Origin of the sequence: Chitinibacter fontanus (assembly GCF_013423785.1) — a bacterium.
GTDB lineage: Bacteria > Pseudomonadota > Gammaproteobacteria > Burkholderiales > Chitinibacteraceae > Chitinibacter > Chitinibacter fontanus.
In genome coordinates this window covers 1,332,497-1,353,131 of the sequence record NZ_CP058952.1, presented here as the reverse complement: position 1 = coordinate 1,353,131, position 20,635 = coordinate 1,332,497, and the positions used below count along the sequence as shown (strand labels likewise).

Annotated in this window: 22 protein-coding genes and 1 pseudogene; 17 read left to right on the top strand and 6 right to left on the bottom strand. The window is 49.3% G+C overall.

Annotated elements, in window-relative coordinates; translation table 11 throughout:
- From HZU75_RS06340 to HZU75_RS06305, 8 genes and pseudogenes are all read left to right on the top strand, one after another.
- Window positions 1-390 carry a hypothetical protein gene (locus HZU75_RS06340; RefSeq protein ID WP_180308308.1) on the top strand — a complete coding sequence of 130 codons (390 nt, stop codon included), beginning with the start codon at window positions 1-3 and terminating at the stop codon, window positions 388-390.
- Between the two features lie 94 nt (window positions 391-484).
- Window positions 485-976: pseudogene (locus HZU75_RS06335) on the top strand (RHS repeat domain-containing protein); the annotation flags it as partial.
- A gap of 672 nt (window positions 977-1,648) precedes the next feature.
- The gene (locus HZU75_RS06330; protein ID WP_180308307.1) at window positions 1,649-2,743 is read left to right on the top strand and encodes a hypothetical protein; all 1,095 of its coding nucleotides are present in this window, start codon (window positions 1,649-1,651) and stop codon (window positions 2,741-2,743) included.
- Between the two features lie 181 nt (window positions 2,744-2,924).
- The gene (locus HZU75_RS06325; RefSeq protein WP_180306236.1) at window positions 2,925-4,361 is read left to right on the top strand and encodes an IS1182 family transposase; all 1,437 of its coding nucleotides are present in this window, start codon (window positions 2,925-2,927) and stop codon (window positions 4,359-4,361) included.
- A 495-nt stretch (window positions 4,362-4,856) separates the two neighbouring features.
- Entirely contained in the window at window positions 4,857-5,651 is a 795-nt protein-coding gene (locus HZU75_RS06320) for an FUSC family protein (protein ID WP_180308306.1), read from the top strand.
- A 195-nt stretch (window positions 5,652-5,846) separates the two neighbouring features.
- On the top strand, window positions 5,847-6,641 hold the full coding sequence (locus HZU75_RS06315; RefSeq protein ID WP_180308305.1) for a threonine/serine exporter family protein: 795 nt from the start codon (window positions 5,847-5,849) through the stop codon (window positions 6,639-6,641).
- 2 nt (window positions 6,642-6,643) lie between these two features.
- Window positions 6,644-7,102, top strand: coding sequence for a threonine/serine exporter family protein (locus tag HZU75_RS06310; RefSeq protein ID WP_180308304.1), 459 nt, complete (start codon window positions 6,644-6,646; stop codon window positions 7,100-7,102).
- A gap of 99 nt (window positions 7,103-7,201) precedes the next feature.
- Complete coding sequence (locus HZU75_RS06305) at window positions 7,202-7,789, top strand: histidine phosphatase family protein (RefSeq protein WP_180308303.1); 588 nt, start codon at window positions 7,202-7,204, stop codon at window positions 7,787-7,789.
- An 85-nt stretch (window positions 7,790-7,874) separates the two neighbouring features.
- Here the strand turns inward: HZU75_RS06305 and HZU75_RS06300 are convergent, their stop codons facing one another.
- Genes HZU75_RS06300 through ftsY form a run of 5 tightly spaced genes read right to left on the bottom strand, consistent with a single transcriptional unit; the run spans window position 7,875 to window position 11,476 of the window.
- Window positions 7,875-8,156, bottom strand: a complete 282-nt coding sequence (locus HZU75_RS06300; protein ID WP_180308302.1) for a hypothetical protein — start codon at window positions 8,154-8,156, stop codon at window positions 7,875-7,877.
- A gap of 12 nt (window positions 8,157-8,168) precedes the next feature.
- On the bottom strand, window positions 8,169-9,071 hold the full coding sequence (ftsX, locus tag HZU75_RS06295; protein ID WP_180308301.1) for a permease-like cell division protein FtsX: 903 nt from the start codon (window positions 9,069-9,071) through the stop codon (window positions 8,169-8,171).
- A gap of 13 nt (window positions 9,072-9,084) precedes the next feature.
- On the bottom strand, window positions 9,085-9,738 hold the full coding sequence (gene ftsE / locus HZU75_RS06290; RefSeq protein ID WP_180308300.1) for a cell division ATP-binding protein FtsE: 654 nt from the start codon (window positions 9,736-9,738) through the stop codon (window positions 9,085-9,087).
- Window positions 9,735-10,289: a GNAT family N-acetyltransferase gene (locus HZU75_RS06285; protein ID WP_180308299.1), complete on the bottom strand. Its 555-nt coding sequence runs from the start codon at window positions 10,287-10,289 to the stop codon at window positions 9,735-9,737. Before HZU75_RS06285 ends, ftsE begins: the two co-directional genes overlap by 4 nt.
- Window positions 10,290-10,306: 17 nt before the next feature.
- Window positions 10,307-11,476: a signal recognition particle-docking protein FtsY gene (ftsY, locus tag HZU75_RS06280; RefSeq protein WP_180308298.1), complete on the bottom strand. Its 1,170-nt coding sequence runs from the start codon at window positions 11,474-11,476 to the stop codon at window positions 10,307-10,309.
- A gap of 66 nt (window positions 11,477-11,542) precedes the next feature.
- Here ftsY and rsmD point away from each other — a divergent pair, with 66 nt between their 5' ends.
- The 3 genes from rsmD to HZU75_RS06265 all read left to right on the top strand — a co-directional run bounded on the left by rsmD (window position 11,543) and on the right by HZU75_RS06265 (window position 13,665).
- Entirely contained in the window at window positions 11,543-12,127 is a 585-nt protein-coding gene (gene rsmD / locus HZU75_RS06275) for a 16S rRNA (guanine(966)-N(2))-methyltransferase RsmD (RefSeq protein ID WP_180308297.1), read from the top strand.
- A 76-nt stretch (window positions 12,128-12,203) separates the two neighbouring features.
- Complete coding sequence (locus HZU75_RS06270) at window positions 12,204-12,455, top strand: YfhL family 4Fe-4S dicluster ferredoxin (RefSeq protein ID WP_180308296.1); 252 nt, start codon at window positions 12,204-12,206, stop codon at window positions 12,453-12,455.
- A gap of 142 nt (window positions 12,456-12,597) precedes the next feature.
- On the top strand, window positions 12,598-13,665 hold the full coding sequence (locus tag HZU75_RS06265) for a tetratricopeptide repeat protein (protein WP_180308295.1): 1,068 nt from the start codon (window positions 12,598-12,600) through the stop codon (window positions 13,663-13,665).
- 77 nt (window positions 13,666-13,742) lie between these two features.
- Here HZU75_RS06265 and HZU75_RS06260 read toward each other — a convergent pair whose 3' ends face one another.
- Window positions 13,743-14,495 carry a DedA family protein gene (locus tag HZU75_RS06260; protein WP_180308294.1) on the bottom strand — a complete coding sequence of 251 codons (753 nt, stop codon included), beginning with the start codon at window positions 14,493-14,495 and terminating at the stop codon, window positions 13,743-13,745.
- Between the two features lie 164 nt (window positions 14,496-14,659).
- On the opposite strand from HZU75_RS06260, the gene HZU75_RS06255 reads away from it, so the two are divergent.
- From HZU75_RS06255 to rpoH, 6 genes are all read left to right on the top strand, one after another.
- Window positions 14,660-15,616, top strand: a complete 957-nt coding sequence (locus HZU75_RS06255) for a sodium-dependent bicarbonate transport family permease (protein ID WP_228028213.1) — start codon at window positions 14,660-14,662, stop codon at window positions 15,614-15,616.
- Between the two features lie 11 nt (window positions 15,617-15,627).
- Entirely contained in the window at window positions 15,628-15,930 is a 303-nt protein-coding gene (locus tag HZU75_RS06250) for a P-II family nitrogen regulator (RefSeq protein WP_180308293.1), read from the top strand.
- A gap of 121 nt (window positions 15,931-16,051) precedes the next feature.
- Window positions 16,052-17,263 (top strand): EAL domain-containing response regulator, encoded by a 1,212-nt coding sequence (locus HZU75_RS06245; RefSeq protein ID WP_180308292.1) that lies wholly within the window; start codon window positions 16,052-16,054, stop codon window positions 17,261-17,263.
- Window positions 17,264-17,398: 135 nt separating this feature from the next.
- On the top strand, window positions 17,399-18,151 hold the full coding sequence (locus tag HZU75_RS06240) for a GntR family transcriptional regulator (RefSeq protein WP_180308291.1): 753 nt from the start codon (window positions 17,399-17,401) through the stop codon (window positions 18,149-18,151).
- 8 nt (window positions 18,152-18,159) lie between these two features.
- Window positions 18,160-19,509, top strand: a complete 1,350-nt coding sequence (locus HZU75_RS17635) for a sensor domain-containing diguanylate cyclase (protein WP_180308290.1) — start codon at window positions 18,160-18,162, stop codon at window positions 19,507-19,509.
- A gap of 214 nt (window positions 19,510-19,723) precedes the next feature.
- The gene (gene rpoH / locus HZU75_RS06230; RefSeq protein WP_180308289.1) at window positions 19,724-20,581 is read left to right on the top strand and encodes an RNA polymerase sigma factor RpoH; all 858 of its coding nucleotides are present in this window, start codon (window positions 19,724-19,726) and stop codon (window positions 20,579-20,581) included.
- Window positions 20,582-20,635: the final 54 nt, after the last annotated feature.

The following is a 20,635-nucleotide window of genomic DNA, read 5'->3' as shown; positions in this document are numbered from 1 at the left end:
GTGGCAATTGTCTATGAGAGTGAATATAAGGAAATTATTGATAATGGATTTGATGAGGTGCTGGAATTACTTCCTGAGCTTATTGCATTTGATGATGCTGCAGTCTTGATGGTTAATGGGGAAAATCATGGAATAAAATCAAAAAAAATTTCTATCGTGTGGAGTTCAGTTGAACATGAGATAGACAATCGTTACCATGATCGAGGGGAGGATTATGTTGAAATAATGCATCATTGTAACTTCATGATATATGGTGAATTGAGCAAAATGGTTGAAGATTTTTATCAAAGAGGCATTACTGAAGTAGCAAAAAAATCACTTGATGTATCCAATCTTAAATCACGTTTCGAGTTAATGGACTGGAGCGAGTTTTATAGCAAGAATCTCTAACGCGATAAGCCCGCGTTGCTCCGATAGAGCGAAGCAAAATCGGGGATATTGAGAGGTAATTTAACTTCGCGGTACCACCACCTATTATCACAACGACCCGTCCGGTAGCCCGATTGCCGCGACCGATGCGGCAGGTAATCTACTGTGGCGTGCTAACTTCAAACCGTTCGGCGATAAAACCTCAGCCTCCGGTGCGTCAACGCCGATTAAAAACCAGCAATGGTTCACCGGCAAACCGCACGAGGAAGCCACCGGCTTGAGTTATTTCGGCGCACGCTGGTACGATCCGGTGCTGGGCCGCTTTACTGCGATTGACCCAGCATACTGGAACGAGTCCAATCCCATCCACAGCTTTAACCGCTACGCGTACGCGAACAATAATCCGTTTCGGTTTGTTGATCCGGATGGGCGTAATAGCGAAGAGGCAGATTTAGGGCTAGGGAATGAATGCAGTTGCAATTTACTAGCTAAAACATTTAGTGAGTATGTAACTGAGGCTTGGAATGGGCTTGTGCTTGCAGCTCAAAAATCAGCCGAGTTTGGTGCTTTTCTCATTGGCAAAACTAAAATACTAGTGCTTCAGTAGGGATGCCAAACCCAAATGATAAAGAAAAGGGTAATGACAAACAGAAGAAGGGAAAACCAACTCGCAACACCGATTAAAATATGCAAGTGTTCGCGCCGACGTGATTATGCCCCCAGGTGCCGACATTTGATTGACCCATGGCAATACCCTGAAAGGCATTGAAACTTATTGGAAAATACGATGTTGGGGTGGGTCAGTAAAAAATTGGTAGGCGGTTCAATTTATTCATCGGCGATAACAGCATACTCCTCTCATGTTGTTGGGAGTAGGGTAAAGGGGTTCCAACTTAGCCCTAACGTCTAACTTGGCAAAATCAATCAGAAAAATAAAAAGGTTACATTTTTCTGATTTTTTGCGATCGGTGGAGCTTGCTGGCAGATCTTTTGTAACTTTGTTGTTTTGTTAAGGTGTTGTTTATTATGGGTTTGTGTTGTATTTGGTTTGGTGGTGTGTAGATTTATGTATGTGAATGACATGCAAAAATATCGCCCTCATAACCCGATCCCGCAACCAATTAAAAGCCTAGGTCTTTGACCTAGGCTTTTTTTCGTTTTTGTTCTTAAACAAATAATGCCATTTCTATTCGATAATTGATTGCGGTTAAATTGCGCAATATGTAAAAATTCAGTACGAAAAAAATCCATTTATAAAAAATAGTTAATAGTGGGGGTGATGATGTTGAAAAAAATAATAGTATTGATGACGTTAGTTTTGGCTGCATGTGGGGGTGGAGGGGGCTCTGGTGGTGGAAGTGGTTCACAAACGGCAGCAGGTGGTGGTCAATCTTTGCGCTTTGGAGCTGTGTTATCTGGACCAATTAATGCAAAGTTTACCGATGGAAATATAGCTTATACCGCAAGTCCGACGGTTTCCGTTGCTTACTCTGGAACTACTAATCAACCTCTAGTTATTGTTATTGAAGACCCCGATCAAGTGTTCTCTGCGGCGAATGTGCTCAGTGTCGCAAATGGTGTAGGTACTTTAGATTTGAAATACTCTCCATCATTAAAGGCGGGTACTTATACATCAGATCTCAAAATACACGCTTGTGCCAGCGCCCAAATGACGACTAGTAGCCCTCCTGTTGCGACTTGTGTCGGTGAATATGCCGGTTCACCTGTGATCGTTCCGCGCAAGATCGTGGTTGACTCCATCCAGCTTGATAAATACGCGTTAGATTTTGTTGCGAATGGCGCTACGTCAGCTACAGCACAGAATATTATCGTAAGTGGTGGAACGGATCCTAGTTTAATTCTAAGTGGTCTAAATGGTAGCTTGTCTGGGAAAATTGCTTACCATGTAAATGGAAATGAGATAACCATTAGTCCTTTACCTGTATTTACTGCGGGAAACTATACTGATACCTTGTATATCACTGCTCCTGGCTTCAAAGAGCAACAGGTCAAAATCTCATATACAGTGATTTCTCCTGAGCTTGCCCATGGAATTACTGTCGATGAGGCATACGCGACTCAACTAGCGAACGTAAAACTTAAAGCAAGTAGCACTTCTAATAATTTTTACAAGTATTTATTTTGGTATAAAAATAATAGCCAGACTCAAATTCAAAGTGTGACTGTTGATTATCTAGGCGCTAGAGCAATCAACTGGATTAATTTGCTGCCGTATAGCGCAAATTCTAATTATGTGTCGTTATGGCTGACAAATCTGAATGCTGGGTTTTATGATGCAAAGTTAGTGATTACCAGTAATACGAATGGGGTTATAGATGTTTATCGAGTTCCAGTTTCTATGCAAATCGAGTAATTTGGATGAGTGTGGAAAAGCTTAATATGAATTGAACCCACCAGTTGATTCGGCATAAATTAATCAACTTGCTTACCTAGAATTGTCAGTTTGTCGTTGTATTGTTATAGTCCAGGCTGTGTAAAAACGCTTCAACACTCGACCGGTATAATTCTTGGAACTCCCCGCCAAGGATGATTCTATGCCCAGATTCATTGCAGGTGAAAGCAGAACCCAAACATTGCTGTTGCCTGAATGCTTGGAAGATTATGTCAGCGCGGACAACCCCGTCCGAGTTGTTGACCAGTTCGTAGAATACCTAGATTTAAAGGCACTCGGTTTCGATGGGGTAGAGCCAGAAGCCACTGGCCGCCCAGCCTACCATCCCAGCACGATGCTCAAGCTGTATATCTACGGTTACCTCAACCGAATCCAATCCAGCCGTCGCCTGGAACGTGAAGCCCACCGGAATCTGGAGCTGATTTGGCTCACTGCTCGCTTAATGCCTGACTTTAAAACCATCGCCAATTTCCGCAAAGATAATGGGCCTGCGATTTGTAAGGTCTGCGGGCAGTTTGTTCAGCTATGTCGACAACTCAGTTTATTTAGTAACGCCATTGTGGCAATTGATGGCAGCAAGTTCAAAGCCGTTAATCATCGCGACCGCAACTACACCAACAACAAACTCGCTAAGCAACGCGAGCAAATCGAAGCCAATATTGCTAGTTACCTGCGGGAGATGGAAATTGCAGACCGGCAACAGCCCGATATTGCAGAAGCCAAGGTCGCGCGCTTGAAGGACAAGCTGGCACGACTGAAGTCGCAGATGGCCCGCTTGGATGAGGTCGAGGCTCAACTCGCCAAGACGCCAGACAAACAGATTTCACTCACCGACCCAGATGCCCGTTCTATGGCGACCAGCGGCCGTGGCAGTGGTGTTGTGGGTTATAACGTGCAAACCGTTGTCGATGCCAAGCACCATTTAATTATTGCGCATCAGGTCACTAATCAAGGGCATGACCGTACGCAGCTGGCCAATATGGCCCAACAAGCCAAAGCAGTCCTCGCACAAGAAACACTAGAGGTGGTCGCAGACCGAGGTTATTACAACGGTGATGAAATACTGGCGTGCGAACAAGCGGGCATTACGGTGTTGGTGCCGAAGCCGCAAACCTCAGGCGCTAAAGCAGATGGGCGCTTTGGCAAAGATGAATTCCACTATGACCCAGTTCGCGATGAATATGTCTGCCCAGGCAATAGCCGACTCATTCATCGTTTTGTGAGCTTGGAAGCTGGGCGCTATATGAGCCGGTATTGGAGTTCTGACTGCCCACGTTGCCCGCTCAAAACCAAATGTACACCGAGTGATTACCGGCGCGTCAGTCGCTGGGAGCATGAGGCCATACTGGAAAAAGCGCAGCAGCGGCTGGAATTGCAACCAGATGCAATGCGTGTTCGACGGCAGACCGTCGAGCATCCCTTTGGGACGCTAAAAGCCTGGATGGGGGCAACGCATTTCCTAATGAAGACCTTGAAGCACGTCAGTACAGAGATGAGCTTGCACATACTCGCGTATAACATGAAGCGAGTAATGAAAATAATGGGAAATCAAGCAATGTTGGCGGCAATGAAGGGCTAAAAGGCCTATTATTTGCTGTTTTTAGCGGTGTTATTCATGAAGTTTTACGTTTACTTCGAGCAACGCGAGCGTGATTCAAATTGGTTAGGCAAAATAAGCCTCGTCGGAGTTGGCGTTTTTACACAGCCTGAGTCGTAACCTGTCGCCATTAATAAAACCCAGGTGTCACTCCTGGGTTTTATTTTGTCCGCGCATTTGATGCTTGATTTATTGTTTGCTCGCTTTAGAATTAGTTTTATCTCTGTAGTGCTATAAGGGGTGTTCAGAATTCATCAATTCAAATGATCCCCTAGAGGTTCTATTGGATATGGTTTGACCGATTAGATATTTACCAAAAATCTGTTCATTGTATTGATGAATCAGTTGATGAAGTTGCTGCTCAGTCTATATGTGTTCAAGTTTACATATGCGATGCTGCCAAGTGCATGGTTAAATGGTGGGCTAGTGCGAAGGCAGCATGGCTGCTCCTATTGATTGCTCTGGATAAGTCGTATCATGCAACTCAAGTCCATTTCCCGCGACAATGTCATTTTGCTGTTTCGTGTCATGCTGGCCACGGGCTTATCTCTGCTGCTGGTGATGCCGCTGTCGTTCCAGCCGCTGTACTATGCGCCGTTGGGGGCTTTGCTGGTCGCCAATACGGAGTTGGATGCGTCTTTTCGCGTGGGTTTGCACCGTTTGTACGGCACATTGATCGGCGCTTTGCTGGCGCTGATCGTTGTGAATGTCGCGCTGCCTTTACCACTGTCGGTTAGCCTTGGCTTGGGGGTGGGCGCCATCCTCTGCCGTTTGCTGGGCTGGAGTAGTGGCACGGGGGTCATGGGTGCGGTGCTGCTGATTATGGGCACGGAAACCGAACGGCAGGGCTTTGTATACCCAGAAATGCGCTTATTCACCACCCTGATTGGCGTGGCTGTTGGCTTGTTAATCAATGCGCTGTTTAGCTGGCTGTTTGCCCGCCGCCGTTTGTTGCACCAGTATATTTGTAAGGCAGAGGCCTTACTTGAACACCTACAGGCGAGCCAGCAGCAGGTGCAAACGCCGGAGTCGCTGCACAAGCTTTATCAGCAATTGCAGGCTTTTGAGGCCGTTTCACCCTTGCTTCGCCTAGAAAAACATCTAGCACGACTGCCCGCCGACTGGCAGTGTCGAGTCGAGTTGCTGGATTATGTCGCCAAGGAAACGGTGTATGCCTGTGCTGCTAATCTGGATATTGAGCGCAGCTGCCAGGATTTTGGCGCCATTTTGGCTGAGTTGAAGGTACTTAGCAGGCATCGTGTGGAAAGCTAAACTTGGCGAGTTAGGCTGGTTGCCGTTGCTTTGTTCATAGCAGGTGTGCTCGCTCACAAAAACCACTTCGCTGTTCTGATCCGCATACGGCATATGCAAAGCTGTTGGCTTTAGATTTTCCTTTGATACGTGGCAAGACCTATTGGGGTCATTTGCCCTACAATCGAAGCATTTTGGCGCTTTGGATTGTTTGAAATGCAAACCATCACCACCACTCCTGTATTGCCTTTGGATGAAATTCTGGCGCTGGCGCTGGATGCCGGTTTGTTGATGCATCAATCGGGAGCAGGCACACATCGTACTTCGAGTGCGATGCAGCGCATTGCTAAATCGCTCGGTGCTGCGCGCGTTGAAACGATGATTTCATCGACCAATATTGGCGCAACTGTTGAGCGCACTGGCGAGGGTGGCAATGAAACCTTGTCCGCGTTTCGGAAAGCACCCCATATGGGCGCTAACTTTTCTACCTTGTCGTCAGTACGGCGCTGGTTGCATCAGCTTGAGCACGGCGAACTCGATTTGCACTCGGCGCGCACGCAATTGAGCGAAATCGCCAAGCGAGCCATTCACTATCCACGATGGTTTATTACACTCATGGTAGGTATATCGTGCGGCGGCTTTGCTGCTCTATTTGGTGGTGATATACCTGCCATACTCTGTACCACCGTTGGTGCCACCGCGGGCATGGCGGTGCGCTTTTGGCTGGTGCTGCGGCATTTCAAACCGTCGATTTTTGCGACCGTTGCTAGCTTTGTTGCGTTGTTATTGACTGGTTTGATCGCGCCTTGGGTCAGTACCACGCCCGATGCGGCGCTGGCTGCATCGGTATTGTTTCTGATTCCGGGGGTGCCACTGATTAATGGTGCGTCGGACTTACTCAATGGCAATTATCTGAATGGCATGGTGCGCTTTACGATGAGCGCGGTGATTATCTTTGGTATTGCTGTGGGGGTGAGTATTGCCCTGCGGATATTGGGACAAGAGGCTTAGCGATGAATACCTGGCTTCTAGAATTGTGGGCCGCACCTGCTGCACTGGGTTTTGCGCTGCTATTTAATGTTCCGCCACGCACTTTGTGGATGTGCGGTGCTTTGGCGATTGCTGGGCATGCCTGTCGCAAGCTAGTTATGGTTGGCGGTGGCGATATTGTATTGGGCACTTTATGTGCCGGTTTGTTAATTGGCTTGATTGCCGAATGGTGGGGAGCGCACAAGGACGAGCCCGCTGCTATTTTTGCGATCACTGCCGCGATCCCTATGGTGCCAGGTAAATATATGTATAAGGCGGTGCACGGCCTACTTGGGATTGCGACTTTGCCCTATGGTGCTGACGGTTCCGCGCTCTTGGTGAAGGCCGGGGTGAGTGGCATCACGGCGTGTATGATTGTAATTGCTTTGGCTTTTGGCGTGGCCGCACCGATGTTATTGTGGCCGCGCACTCCGCACCATTAACTTGAGTTTACGCGCGCCAATGATTTGGCGTGGCAGTAGTCATCGTGGCGGCTGAATTTCTGGCGTGGAAATTCAGCCGCAAATTTTTTGGGAGTTTTAATGTCTCGTACGATTTATTTATTGCGTCATGGTCAAACCGAGCTCAATGCCGAGCGTCGTATGCAAGGGCATTGCGATTCGCCACTAACCGAGCTGGGGCAGGCGCAAGCGCGGGCGATGGGGGCTGCGCTGCGTCGTCAGCTTGGTGATGCCCGTGATTGGCACATTATTGCCAGCCCATTAGGGCGCGCGATGCAAACCGCACGTTTGGTATGTGAAGAGCTGGCGCTGCCTGCAGAGGTGATTCAGGCCGAGCCGCGATTGATCGAGGTGGCGTTTGGTGATTGGGAAGCTGCTGCAGTTGAACAATTGCACGCTGAAATTCCGGCGCTGGCTACTCAACCTAATTGGCACTTTAATGCGCCTAATTGCGAGCCATATGAAGCTGTGATCGAGCGTATTGAGCATTGGCTAGCCGACCCCCTGTTGCCAAACCAGTTGATTGTGGTAGCGCATGGTTTGCTCGGAAAAATCTTGCGTGGTGTGTATGCGGGCTTGGATTTTGATGCGCTGTGGGCGCAGGATATGCCGCAAGAGGCGTTTTTCAAGCTGAGCGAAGGCCAGTTAGTCCGGATTGAGAGCCTGTAGCGCGGTGTATGCGCCACATGGCTGCTGCCGCCAAAGATGGCGGTGCGCTAATTGGCCAATTTTTTGGAAAATTAATGACTGATTCCTAGCTTTTTTCTTGGGCAAGTAAGATGGCAGCTTCACGTTTGAGATTGTCTTCTTGTTGCTTGATCAGTGCTTTACTTTGATTCAGCAAGGCTTCATTCTCCTCCAGCAGCAGCTTTGATTTCTTCAACTGCTCATTGTATGAATCTTGTTGGTGATTCGTACTCTCCATGGAATGGTTTGAGTTGCTGCTCGGTGCTGGAAAGTATTGAAAGAAGACAATCGTAAATATGCTTGTAAAGACAATACATTTGAGCAAGAAAATTGCAGCTAGTTTTATCATTGTTAAGCCTGATTACCGGTACTGCCGCAAATGCCGCGATACCGCGATCAGCGCCCCGAGTAAGCACAGCGCGGCGATGGTCGCGCAGACGACGGCAATCGTGAGTAGGTCTGGCGTCTGCAGGGCAAACTGCTGACCGTAGGATTTGGCCAGCGCTTCAATCGCCGGGTTGATGTGCGCCACAGCACCCCATACGATGGCAACGGCAAATAAGCCACCCACAATGCCTTGCACAATCGCGCTGTGAATAAACGGGCGGCGAATAAATGCGTCGGTGGCACCGATGAGTTTGGCCACTTCAATTTCATCCTTGCGCGTTAAGATCTGCATACGGATGGCGTTACCGGTGATGAGGACTAATGCTGCGCCCAGCATCATCAGCACCACTTCGAATAGATTTTGCCCTAGCTCGGTAATACGAGCCAAGCGGCGTGCCCACTCCGAATCGAGCTGAACTTCTTCAACCCCGGTTTGCGCTGCCAGCTCTTGTTTCAGCGCCTCAAGCGTTTCTGGCTTAGGATCTTTAGCCTGAAGGATAAAAGCATCGGGTAATGGATTTTCGCCCATGCCTGCCAGCAAATCAGCCGAGCCAAAATTATTTTGTAGTTTTTTCAGTGCTTCGTCTTTGGCAACAAATTGCACCACTTTCAGGCGTTTATCATTTTCAAGCTTTTGTTGCAGGGCGGCGACTTGCCCTTGATCGGCGCTAGGTACCATAAACACGGATAGCTGCGGCTCAACCGAGATATTTTTGCTAATACCCGCCAGGCTGCTGACCAGTAACCATAGCGCGAGCGGAAAAGCCGCCGTAATGCCGATAACCAGTAGATTGAGCAGGCTGCCAATCGGTTGGCGAAATAGGCCTCCCACCGAGCGGGTGAAGGCGAGGGTGTGCGAGCGGAACCAGGCTTTCATGATGTTCCTTTTCTTAGGCGGTAAATTGGCCGTTTTTGAGGCGCAGAATGCGGCGGCCATAATCGGCCATCAACGATTCATCGTGAGCGGAAATCACCAGCGTTACACCAACTTGGTGGAACGATTTGAATAATTCCAGAATGTCGTGCGCATAATCGCGATCCAGATTCGCCGTTGGTTCATCGGCCAGCAAAATCGACGGGCGATGCACCACGGCGCGGGCGATGCACAAGCGCTGCTGCTCGCCACCAGAGAGCGAAATCGGGTTGAGTTTTTCTTTGCCTGCCAAGCCGACTTTATCCAATGCCGCCAATACGCGGCGGCGGCCTTCCTGATGGTCAAAGCCAATGATATCGAGCGGCAGGCGCACATTATCGAACACACTGCGGTCGTACAAAATTTTGTGGTCTTGGAAAATTAGCCCAAGGTGGCGGCGCACAAATGGCAGCGAGCCGCGGCTCATGCGGGCCAGATTTTGACCATTGAGTAGCACCGACCCACTGCTCGGCTTTTCGATGCCCGCGATAAGTTTAAGTAGCGTTGATTTGCCCGCGCCCGAATGACCAGCCAGAAACACCAGCTCACCAGTTGGAATTTCAAAGCTCAGGTTTTTGATGGCATCAAAGCCACCGGGGTAACTTTTACTGACTTGCTGAAATTGGATCATACAAATCCTCTCGATTCATCGGCCGCGCTGGGCGTAGCCAATAAGTGCAATTCATAAGCAACTAGCTCAACGGCTTCGCCATCGCGTCCTGTGCCAAGGTAGCTGCCTTTCGCTTGAAAGCCCAGTTTTTCTAAGACGCGCCCACTTTGCGGGTTATGCCGCAAATGTTCGGCATAAATGCAGGTCTGTGTTTGTGCGCTGTACGCTAGCACTGCTCGCGCTGCTTCTGTTGCGTAGCCGCAGCCCCAAAAGGCTTGGCCAAACCAATAACCCAGCTCGGTTTGTTGGGGGCCATAGACCAAACTCATGCAACCGATTAAATCCTGCTGATCGGCACGACACACGGCAAAAATATCTTCTTGGCGTGCCTGATATGCCTGAGCTTGCCAACGGATAAATTGCTCGGCAAGCTCTAGATTGTATGGGTGTGGAATACGACGGGTATTGCCCGCCACCTCCCATTCCCCTGCGAGTACGGCAACATACCCTGCATCCGTCTCGTGCAGTGGACGCAAAAGTAAGCGCTCGGTGTGGAGGGTCGGTAGCGTCATCGGCGTGGCTTTAGCGCTTATTCAAACAAGGCATCAATGTAATCTTTGGCCACAAATGGGCGCAAATCGTCGATGGTTTCACCCACGCCGATAAAGCGTAATGGCACTGGGCGATTTTTGGCAATGGCAGCAATTACGCCCCCTTTGGCGGTGCCGTCGAGTTTGGTGAGGACTAAGCCGGTTAAACCCAGGGCATCGTCAAATGATTTGGTCTGCGCGAGTGCGTTTTGCCCAGTGTTGGCGTCGAGCACCAGCATGATTTCGTGCGGGCCAGTTGGGTCAGCTTTTTGCACCACGCGTTTTACTTTTTTGATTTCTTCCATCAAATGCAATTGCGTCGGCAGGCGGCCGGCGGTATCAACGATCACCACATCAATGCCGCGTGCTTTGGCTGCATTCACTGCGTCAAACGCTACGGCGGCGGCGTCGCCTGACTCCTGCGCAATCACATGTACGCCATTGCGCTCGCCCCAAACGACGAGCTGCTCGCGCGCTGCGGCACGGAATGTATCGCCTGCCGCCAGCAAGACGCTCTTGCCTTGGCTTTGGAAGTATTTCGCCAATTTGCCGATCGACGTAGTTTTGCCTGCGCCATTGACACCGGCCACCATCAAAATAAACGGCTTGTGGCCATCAATATTGAGTGGGATTTGCAGTGGTTGAATCAGCTCGACCAAGCTGTCTTTCAATGCACCTTTAAGCTCGTTTGGGTCTTTCAGACCTTTGAGCGACACGCGCTCGCGCACGTCTTTGAGCAAATGTTGGGTGGCATCAACGCCCATATCGGCGGTCAGAAGCACCGTTTCGAGCTCATCGTATAAATCGTCGTCGATTTTGCCGCCACCAAATACGCTGGCCAGACTTTTGCCGAGCTTATCGCGTGTTTTGGCTAGGCCCATTTTCAGCCGATCGGCCCATGAGAGCTTGGGGCGCTCTTGCGGTTGATCGGTGTTGCCTAGCTTGGCGGGGTCGGTCTCGGTGTATTGCGCTACAGGCTTTGCGGGCTCTGATTTTGGAGGCAATACCTCTGCGGTGGTTGCGACGACGGCACTTGGTTCGATGGTCGTTGAAGGGGCTGGCGCTGCTGGAGTGCTTGGCGCTGCGGGCGCGGCTTCTGGCTGCGCTGGGGTTAAATCTTGCTCCGCTACGGTGTCAGCGGGCTTCTTTTTTTTGAAAAAACTAAACATGGGTTTGGCGCTCGGGCTACAAATCGCGGAAAATAATCAATTAATCGTGATTTTACCGGAGCAACCGTGTCAGCACAGCATAAAAATCAGGTGCGTATTATTGGTGGTCAATATAAACGTCGACTTTTGAAATTTCCTGATTCGCTTGCACTACGCCCAACGCCTGATCGGGTGCGCGAAACGGTGTTTAACTGGCTGGGGCAAGACCTGACTGGGCAGGTGTGTCTGGATCTATTTGCCGGTAGCGGCGGCTTGGGTTTTGAAGCGGCCAGTCGCAACGCCAAAAAGGTCGTGATGGTTGAAATGGCTAAACCGGTGCACGCGGCACTGAAAGCCAATGCTTCGCTGCTCGGCGCAAGCCATGTTGAGGTGATTTTGAGCGATGCTGAGCGTTTTCTGGCACGCAATGGCCAGCAATTTGACCTAGTTTTGCTCGATCCACCGTTTGCCACGCCGCTGCTCAATCAAGTATTACCGCAAGTGATCCCGTTTCTGGCCGATGATGCACGTGTGTATATCGAGTGTGCCGAGTGGCCTGATCTCGCAGGCTGGGAAGTCTTGCGCGAGGGCAAAGCGGGGACTGTGAAATATGCGGTAATCTGCCGCGCATCGGTCGCTGACCAACAAATAAGCGGCCAGAACGCAGAGTAAGGTTGTCGTTACCGCTCGAAAGTGGGAGAATTCCCCATATCTAGTTACTCGATTGTTTTGTTAAGGATTATCTATCATGGCTCTGATGATTACTGATGAGTGCATCAATTGTGATGTATGCGAACCAGAATGTCCCAATAGCGCGATTTCTCAAGGCGAAGAAATCTATGTGATTGACCCCAACCTGTGTACTGAATGTGTAGGTCACTACGACGAGCCACAGTGCCAGCAAGTTTGTCCTGTGGACTGTATTCCGCTCGATCCAGAGCACAAAGAAAGCAAAGAAGAATTGCAACAGAAATACCTGATTATTTCTGGTCAAGCGTAAGCTACGACCATTCATTTCCTGACAAGCGGGCTTTATGCCCGCTTTTTTATTACCATATAATTAAGGAATAACTAATATAGCACCGTGCGCAACGCCAATATGGCGCCCGCTAAAAGACACTAGCAGGCAGGAGATGATGAATATGGGTCAATTTAATATGCAGGCAGAGGTCAAGCAAACGCTTGATATTGCCAGAGCGCTGGTCCATTCCGATCCCGAAGAATCAATTCGTTTAGCGCTACTGACCGCCGATCGCGCCGATATGCTTGGCCACGGTGATTTAGTCACCGAAGCGTCGCTGATCGAGCTTATGGCATATCGTGCACGCCCCATTACGCCGCCTGAGGTAATTGAGCGTACCGCCCTGCAGACGATCGCCCTTGCGCAGACGCACCAGCAAGATGAAATCTGGATCGAGGCAATGAACACTTATGCCGACATTCTCTATGGCACGAACCAATTTGATGCCGCAATGGATTACTGGCTGCAACTGCTAGAAGCGGGGATTGATCGCAATTGGCCATATGCCAATGCGGTCGCCTACATTGGTATCGGCAAATTATTCTGGACTTTTGAAGACCCGCACGCCTCGCTGGCATATTCAAGTAAAGCCCAAGCTGCTATGGATCAGGTAGAGCGCGTTGAGCCGAAAGTTTGTCTGATGATTAATTTGGCGGCCTATGCGTATCAGCATCGCCAATATACTGACTCGCATCGCTATTTAGATCAGGCTGAAGAGCTGGTGAAAGGGATGGCTTTCTGCGAGTACGAGCCTGAAATTTACTACTATCGTGGTTATGCACTACGCGCCGTAGGGAAACTCGATGAGGCCTGCGAGCAGCTAAAGCGCGCATTAATGCTCAATGCGCATACCTGCAATATTTGGGGTAAATCTGTCACCATGATCGGCTTGGGTGAGTTGTATCTGCAGTTAAACGAGCCACATAAAGCACAGTACTTTATGCAGCAGGCGCTAGAAACAGCGCAAAGCACGCCAAACATTTATCGCTATTTGGTTATGCAGGCCCATGAGGGATTGGCGAAATGTTTTCAGCATACCGGTCAAACTGAAAAAGAATTTTGGCACTGGAGCCAACATTTTGATCTTTCTGACCAGTTGCTCAGTGATGTGATGAATCAACGTCTGGCAACGTTCAAACGCCATTCTTTGCAGTTGCGGGTACATGAACTGGAAGCTTCTGTTTACTAAGCGGCTCCATTATTGGGGTATATCGTTGAAGGCTTCCATTTGGAAGCCTTTCGTCTTTATACGGCACCATGTATATGTTAGGTGAGTACTTGCCAGATGCGTGAGCCATACGTGGGGGCGAGCGGGTGGATCGCAATTTGCCAAGTGACTACACCGCAGGCAAGCATGCTCACGCCCGACCCCCAGCTAAGATGAGCGGGCATGGCCGCGAGGCCGCGTTGCTGTAGGCCGTGACGTATTGCTTGCGTCCCTAACCAGCCAATCAGCGCTAGGCTAATTGCCCCCAGTAGCAGCAAGATTGGAAATGAGAAAACCCCATGGCTGGCTAGACCGATCGCCGCGCCGGCTAAAATACCCGGCATCAAAAAGCACGGCGTCCACAATAAACTGGCCAAGGTACATGCAGGCCAGAAACGGCGGCTGGGCATCGACAACATGCCCGCCACCAAGGGTAAAACTGGTCGAGTTGGGCCGAGAAAACGCCCAGCAAAAATGCCTAAGGGCCCGTGCTGGCGTAGTACGAGTCGGGCTTGCAGCAATAGTCGCTGATGTGGGCGCAAGATCTGCGCCCGCTGTAATTGACGTCGATAACGTCGCCCAAGCGCATACGACAAGCCATCACCTAGCAAGGCGGCGATAAACCCGATCGCACAGGCGGCCCAAAATTCGATCTGACCATTGCCGACTAAAGCGCCCATGCTAAACATCAGTACCGTGCCTGGGATCAATAAACCCAGCAGAGCAATGGATTCAGCCAGTACGATAATAAATAGTATTGCCAGTGCTAACTCACTGGAATGCGTCATGATGGAATTGAGCCACTCGGTCATGTTCTTACTCAAAAAATCGACAGAGCTTTGAGCTGGCACTAATGAGTTGGTTCCCAAATGCGAGAAATGTATTTTTACTACATTTCTTTATAAAAACCTTATTGTTTTTGGGCGTTTTTTTATCATTGCAGATGTAGTAAATTCGCTGTTGTTGCCAATTATTGATGAAAGATTTCTACATGCAAATTGATCCGGTGGTTTTATTCTTTCTGCTTGGCCTGGCCGCAGGTATTGCCAAATCTGATTTGAAGCTACCGAGTGCGCTGTATGAAACGCTCTCGGTGTTTTTGCTCTTAGCAATCGGGATTAAAGGTGGATTGGCGCTGGCCAAGCAGCCCATGATGGAAATCTTGCCGCAGGCCATGCTGGTCTTGCTAATGGGCTGTTTAATTCCGCTGCTGATTTACCCTTTGCTACGGTTAAAACTACCGCAGGCTGATGCTGCGAGTGTAGCCGCACACTATGGTTCTGCTTCGGTGGTGACATTCGCCGTAGGCGTGGCTTTTTTGACGCGCTTAGCGGTGCCATATGAGTCACAGACGACACTCTTTCTGGCTTTACTGGAAATGCCTGCCTTGGTGGTTGGGGTGATCTTGGCGCGCTTGGGGGGAGATGCCAAGCAAGCCACTGGGCATGGTTGGGGCAAGCTGATGCATGAAGTCTTACTAGGTAAAAGTATTGTGTTACTTCTGGGCGGTTTGGCTATTGGCTACATTGCAGGTCCTGAAGGTATTAAGCCGGTCGATAAGCTGTATCTCGATTTGTTCAAGCCAGTATTAACTTTGTTCTTGTTGGAAATGGGTCTGGTGGTGGCTGGTAAGGTGGGGGCACTGCGTCAGCATGGCTTATTTATGTTGATTGTCGGAGTTGGTTTGCCAGTAGCTTTGAGCTGGGTCGGAATTGGTTTTGGAATGCTAATGGGCTTGTCGCTGGGTGGTGTTACTCTATTGGCGACGCTCGCAGCTTCTGCCAGTTATATTGCGGCACCGGCAGCCATGCGGATGGCGGTGCCACAGGCGAACCCTGCTTTGTCGCTGGGCGCCTCACTAGGGGTAACCTTCCCGTTTAATTTATTGGTGGGTATCCCGCTGTATCACCAATTTGCTATCGCTGTGGCTTAAGGATATTTGCTATGACATTTCATACCAAAACCATGTTAACGATCGTGACCGAAGCTGTTCTGGAAAATGATCTGGTAGCCTTGTTTGAAGCACAAAAAGTACGAGGTTGGACAATTGTTGCGGCACGGGGCAAAGGTGCTCATGGTGAGAAGCGCGGTAGCTTTGATGCCAATGAGAATATCCAGATTGAGTTAATTATTGATACTGCCAGCGGCGAAGCGCTGGCCGAAGACATTATGCGGCGTTTTGGCGAGCATTACGCTTTGGTGCAATGGTTGTCCGAGGTTAGAGTATTACGGGGTAATAAATTCTAAAATTCTCCGGGTGTTTGGCTGACTAATTTACGTATAGGTATAGCGTTGGTCACTTCAGTACGAAAAAGCGCTTTTGTCATTACATTTATGTGCTTAAGTGAAAGTGACAAAGGAGCTTGCTATGCCTATCGTTCAGCCTCGTTGTATCTTGCTTGCGGATGACAGTCAAACTCAGCGGCAGTTGATGCGCGCGATGTTACAAGATATTCCCGATGTGAAGCTGTTTGAAGCTACCGATGGTAGCTGGGCTTTGCAGCTGGTGCGGCAATTGGTGAAGGTCGATTTAATTATCACTGATCTAAACATGCCCGGGATGGATGGCATTGAGCTGCTGCGCAATCTAGCTACTCACAGTGATATACCTGCGGTCATTTTAATTAGTGGCTATGCCCCAGAACTACTGGAAAATTGCGCCCGTGCAGCACAAGAGCTAGGTATTTCGCGGATCGCCTATCTTAGTAAGCCTTTTTATGGGCAGACCTTGAAAGAATTGGCGCTTAAATTAATTAATACACCCTTACAACCACCGTTTCACTCCGATGGCGCGCCTGCCCCGATGCCATTGATCGATATCATTACCGGTTTGGCACACAATCAATTTTGCGCTCATTACCAGCCTATTTTTAGTTTGCAGCATGGGCAAATGGAACAAATCGAGGCCCTTGCACGGTGGGAAAACCCGCAGTTTGGTTTGCTCGGGCCAGCCTCATTTATTGAGCGGCTTGATAGCGAAGGGCATCTGACCTTGCTGACCCGTCGAATTGCGCAGACTGGGTTTGATTTATTGCAAACCAAAATGTTGCCCCCCTATGTGCGTCTATCGATTAATTTGTCGCGTAATCAGCTTGACGATACCGAGCTGTTGGAATGGTTGCACCATGAATTGGTGCTGCGTAATTTATCGCCTAACCGGATCGTGCTGGAAATCACCGAAAATTCAGCTTTTAACAATCTAGGGCAAACCATGGCGACTTTGTTGCGTCTGCGCTTGCGAGGGTTTGGGCTAGCTCTGGATGATTTTGGTGTAGGACAAACACCGCTGGAATTACTGCGCGAGTTGGCGATTACCGAGCTGAAATTGGATCAAAGTTTAGTACGCAATATCCATCGTGATGAGCGGGCGCAGAGTATTTTTGCCGGTATCGTGAAAATCGCCAGCGAATTGCAATTGCGGATTATTGCTGAAGGTGTCGAAAACGATGCTGATTTCCACTTTTTGCAACAGCATTACGAAGGTTTCAATTTGCACCTGCAGGGATATTTATTTGCCAAACCGATGTCGGCCTCTGATTTGGTTGCCGGGTATGGGTTGTTGAGAAATCATACTGCATAGGTGTATCTCTAGCTGAGTTTTTATCAATTTAGCCTTTGGTGAGATACCTGCGTTGAATTTTATGGTGTGCTAAGCTGGCCTGCAAATCTAGTGTGCTCTGCTATGCTCAAATTCTACTGTTTTGAGTATGTAGCAATGGACCTTTCTGTCGCCGCCAACCGCAAGTTACTCGCCCTCGCGCCCGATTTAGGGTCGCCGCAACCGATTGCGGTACAGTTTTTCCAGAAGCTTAAAATTGCCATTTGCGCTGGCTATTGGTTACCCGCTGAATATTTGCCCAGCATTGCCCAGTTTGCCAGTTTGTTTCAGATTCCCGCAGAGTCGGTTCAAGCCGCATTTGACCAGTTAATTAAAGAAAGCTGGTTGATGCAGGATGAGCAGCTACGCTATCAGGTCACGCCTAAAATTGATCAGCCTGTGTCACGGCTAAGTAATTTTTCCAGTTTGCTGCATAGCCGAGGTTTCAAAGCGGGGTCGATCTGGCTTAATCGCGAAGTTGTCGAGCCCAATATGGAAGAGCAATGGCGGCTCAAATTACAGACGGGGGCCAAAGTAAGTCGTTTACAGCGTTTACGCACCGCCAATGACCTAGTGATTGGTTATGAATCAACGAGCTTACCCTCGAGTCTGGTGCCAAACCCACATGAAATTGGAGCCTCGCTCTATCAATTTATGCACGAGCACCAATTGGTGATTGCGAAAGCGATTGAGGAAATTGATGCCTTTTCTTGTGATGAACAGATGGCGCAATTGTGTGGGTTTGATGTGGGTAAAGCCTTACTGCGCTTAACTCGAGTGAGTTTTTTACCCAGTGGCCGCGCCTTTGAATTGACCTATTCCTACTTCCGCAGCGACTACTATCGCTATGTGGTTGAGTTTAACGATTGAGGCCGGCTATGCAGACCGACAATCACCCATTGCAAGCGCAAATTCAAAGCCAAGCCTTACTTGAGGCATTGCCAGTTGCCGCATGGCAAAAAGATCTGCAAGCACGCTATGTGTGGGTTAATCCGGTTTATGCGCAGCACTTAGGGCTCACTGTTGCGAGTTTATTGGGGCGCTCGGATGAAGAGGTGTTGCCTGATTGGATGTGTGAGTCGATTCAGTTGGAGGAAATGTCGGTATTTGCTGGGCAGCAAGCTCGTTGGGCCGATTTAACTTTACCTAAAGTTGAGGGCGTCGTTAAAACATTACGTTGCTATCGCGCGGGTGCTTATAACGATGCGGGTGAGCTCAATGGTATTTTGGGGTTTGGTATTGATGTTTCCAATGAAAAACACCTCTATAAAACCTTGCAAACTCAGATTGATAGTCAATCTAGTTGGCTGCGTGCCCTGCAAGATCATGCTCTGATTTCGATGATGGATAGGCAGGGGCGGTTTACTTATGTAAGTGATCAGTTTGGCAGGCTCATAGGGCAGCCGGCTAAAGTGTTGATTGGCCAATCACGGGCGGCATATAAGTTGCAGCCCGAAGGAATGCAAATTGGTTATTACCTAACTCTTGCGGAGCAAGGTACACCGGTGAGTTTGGAATACTCCGGTCTACGTCCCGATGAAAGCCCCTATTGGGGGCGCTCCTTGTTGATAGCCTTGAAGTCGGCGGCTGATACCGAGCAAGTGTTTTTTGAGCTGGCAACGGATTTGACCACAGAAAAAATGACCGCTAATGCGCTCAATTCTGTGAATGACAATTTGATTGAGCTCATTAATAAAAACACTGAGTTGATTGCCCAGCTAGAAGTCGCTGCGCGTACAGACCCCTTGACCGGCCTACTAAACCGTCGTGCCTTGTATGAGCGCGCAAGACAAGAAGGGGATCGTGCGAAGCGCAAAAAATCGCCGCTGTCATTGATTGCGATGGATATCGACCATTTCAAAATGATCAATGATCAATATGGCCATGAAACGGGCGATCAAGCCTTGATAATGCTAGCGCGTTGGTGTGGTGAGGCCTTGCGTTCTACCGATTTGATTGCGCGTACTGGTGGTGAAGAATTTATCTTGTTACTGCCAGATACCGACTTAACCCAAGCCATTGTCATTGCCGAGCGGATTCGGCTAGCTATTCAGAATAACCGGGTCCTCATTGAGTCAAATAATACCCGTTTTGGATATACCGTTAGTCAGGGCGTTGCCATGGTTGGCGAGCAAGAGTCTGTCCAAGACGCGATGATCAGAGCTGATCGCGCTCTGTACCAAGCCAAGGCCGAAGGCCGAAATCGTGTGTGCCAGGCCACAAGCTAGGCTTTTCAGGTAGTCACTCGTCTCCGGGAATATCGCGCCAAGCTCTTTATTGGGGAGGGCTTAGCTTTTTCCTATCAATCAGATAGTAATAATTACAGTGCAGTATGACGGCGTTATGTGATTCAATCATTGAACTCTAAAGAGGCTTAGCACTCTATCAATAAGAGTGCTAATATTTAGCTCGTCACAGAATGTTTGGACAGGAGATCGAATCATGAGTACTGCACTAACGCTGCCAACCTTATCCGTTGGCGACAGCATTGAGCGTTATGTTCAGCGTGTGAACGCGTTTCCGATGCTCTCTCCGGAAGAAGAGCACGATTTAGCTATTCGTCATCAAGAACACAATGATCTGGACGCTGCCCGTCAGCTGGTGCTGTCGCATTTGCGCGTGGTGGTATCGATTGCTCGCGGGTACAGTGGGTATGGACTGCCGCAAGCTGATTTGATTCAGGAAGGCAATATTGGCTTGATGAAGGCGGTAAAACGCTTTGAGGCCAGCCGCGGTGTGCGTTTGTATTCATTTGCGGTGCATTGGATCAAAGCTGAGATTCACGAATACATCTTACGCAACTGGCGCTTGGTACGTATTGCGACCACAAAAGCGCAACGCAAATTGTTTTTTAATCTGCGTTCTATGAAGTCTAGCTTTGCCGCGCTAACCCATGTACAGGCCAAAGAAATTGCCGACGATTTGGGTGTAAAACCCGAAGAAGTGTTGGAAATGGAAACCCGCATGACTGGGCAAGACGTGTCCTTGGTGGCGGATGATGGCGACGATGAAGGTTATGCGCCGATCGACTGGTTGGCAGATAGCCACAGCGAGCCGACTGCGGTTCTGGCGCGCAATCGCCTTGATGAGTTGCAATCGGTCGGTATTGGCGCGGCTTTGGATGCATTGGATGAGCGTAGCCGCCGTATTATCGAAGCCCGTTGGTTAACTGATGATGGTGAATCATCAACGCTGCATGATTTGGCGGCTGAGTTTAACGTGTCTGCGGAACGTATTCGCCAAATTGAAACGAAAGCATTGCAAAAAATGAAGCAGGCGCTGTTGCCCGCCATGGTTTAATTTGCGGCACTCAATCGTATTCGATTGATAAAAGGGAGGCCTTGGCCTCCCTTT

Coding starts and splice junctions, on each gene's coding strand:
- HZU75_RS06330 (WP_180308307.1), top strand. CDS start 1,649: ATGATGTTGAAAAAAATAATAGTATTGATGACGTTAGTTTTGGCTGCA.
- HZU75_RS06325 (WP_180306236.1), top strand. CDS start 2,925: ATGCCCAGATTCATTGCAGGTGAAAGCAGAACCCAAACATTGCTGTTG.
- HZU75_RS06320 (WP_180308306.1), top strand. CDS start 4,857: ATGCAACTCAAGTCCATTTCCCGCGACAATGTCATTTTGCTGTTTCGT.
- HZU75_RS06315 (WP_180308305.1), top strand. CDS start 5,847: ATGCAAACCATCACCACCACTCCTGTATTGCCTTTGGATGAAATTCTG.
- HZU75_RS06310 (WP_180308304.1), top strand. CDS start 6,644: ATGAATACCTGGCTTCTAGAATTGTGGGCCGCACCTGCTGCACTGGGT.
- HZU75_RS06305 (WP_180308303.1), top strand. CDS start 7,202: ATGTCTCGTACGATTTATTTATTGCGTCATGGTCAAACCGAGCTCAAT.
- HZU75_RS06300 (WP_180308302.1), bottom strand. CDS start 8,156: ATGATAAAACTAGCTGCAATTTTCTTGCTCAAATGTATTGTCTTTACA.
- ftsX (WP_180308301.1), bottom strand. CDS start 9,071: ATGAAAGCCTGGTTCCGCTCGCACACCCTCGCCTTCACCCGCTCGGTG.
- ftsE (WP_180308300.1), bottom strand. CDS start 9,738: ATGATCCAATTTCAGCAAGTCAGTAAAAGTTACCCCGGTGGCTTTGAT.
- HZU75_RS06285 (WP_180308299.1), bottom strand. CDS start 10,289: ATGACGCTACCGACCCTCCACACCGAGCGCTTACTTTTGCGTCCACTG.
- ftsY (WP_180308298.1), bottom strand. CDS start 11,476: ATGTTTAGTTTTTTCAAAAAAAAGAAGCCCGCTGACACCGTAGCGGAG.
- HZU75_RS06270 (WP_180308296.1), top strand. CDS start 12,204: ATGGCTCTGATGATTACTGATGAGTGCATCAATTGTGATGTATGCGAA.
- HZU75_RS06265 (WP_180308295.1), top strand. CDS start 12,598: ATGGGTCAATTTAATATGCAGGCAGAGGTCAAGCAAACGCTTGATATT.
- HZU75_RS06260 (WP_180308294.1), bottom strand. CDS start 14,495: ATGACCGAGTGGCTCAATTCCATCATGACGCATTCCAGTGAGTTAGCA.
- HZU75_RS06255 (WP_228028213.1), top strand. CDS start 14,660: ATGAAAGATTTCTACATGCAAATTGATCCGGTGGTTTTATTCTTTCTG.
- HZU75_RS06250 (WP_180308293.1), top strand. CDS start 15,628: ATGACATTTCATACCAAAACCATGTTAACGATCGTGACCGAAGCTGTT.
- HZU75_RS06245 (WP_180308292.1), top strand. CDS start 16,052: ATGCCTATCGTTCAGCCTCGTTGTATCTTGCTTGCGGATGACAGTCAA.
- HZU75_RS06240 (WP_180308291.1), top strand. CDS start 17,399: ATGGACCTTTCTGTCGCCGCCAACCGCAAGTTACTCGCCCTCGCGCCC.
- HZU75_RS17635 (WP_180308290.1), top strand. CDS start 18,160: ATGCAGACCGACAATCACCCATTGCAAGCGCAAATTCAAAGCCAAGCC.
- rpoH (WP_180308289.1), top strand. CDS start 19,724: ATGAGTACTGCACTAACGCTGCCAACCTTATCCGTTGGCGACAGCATT.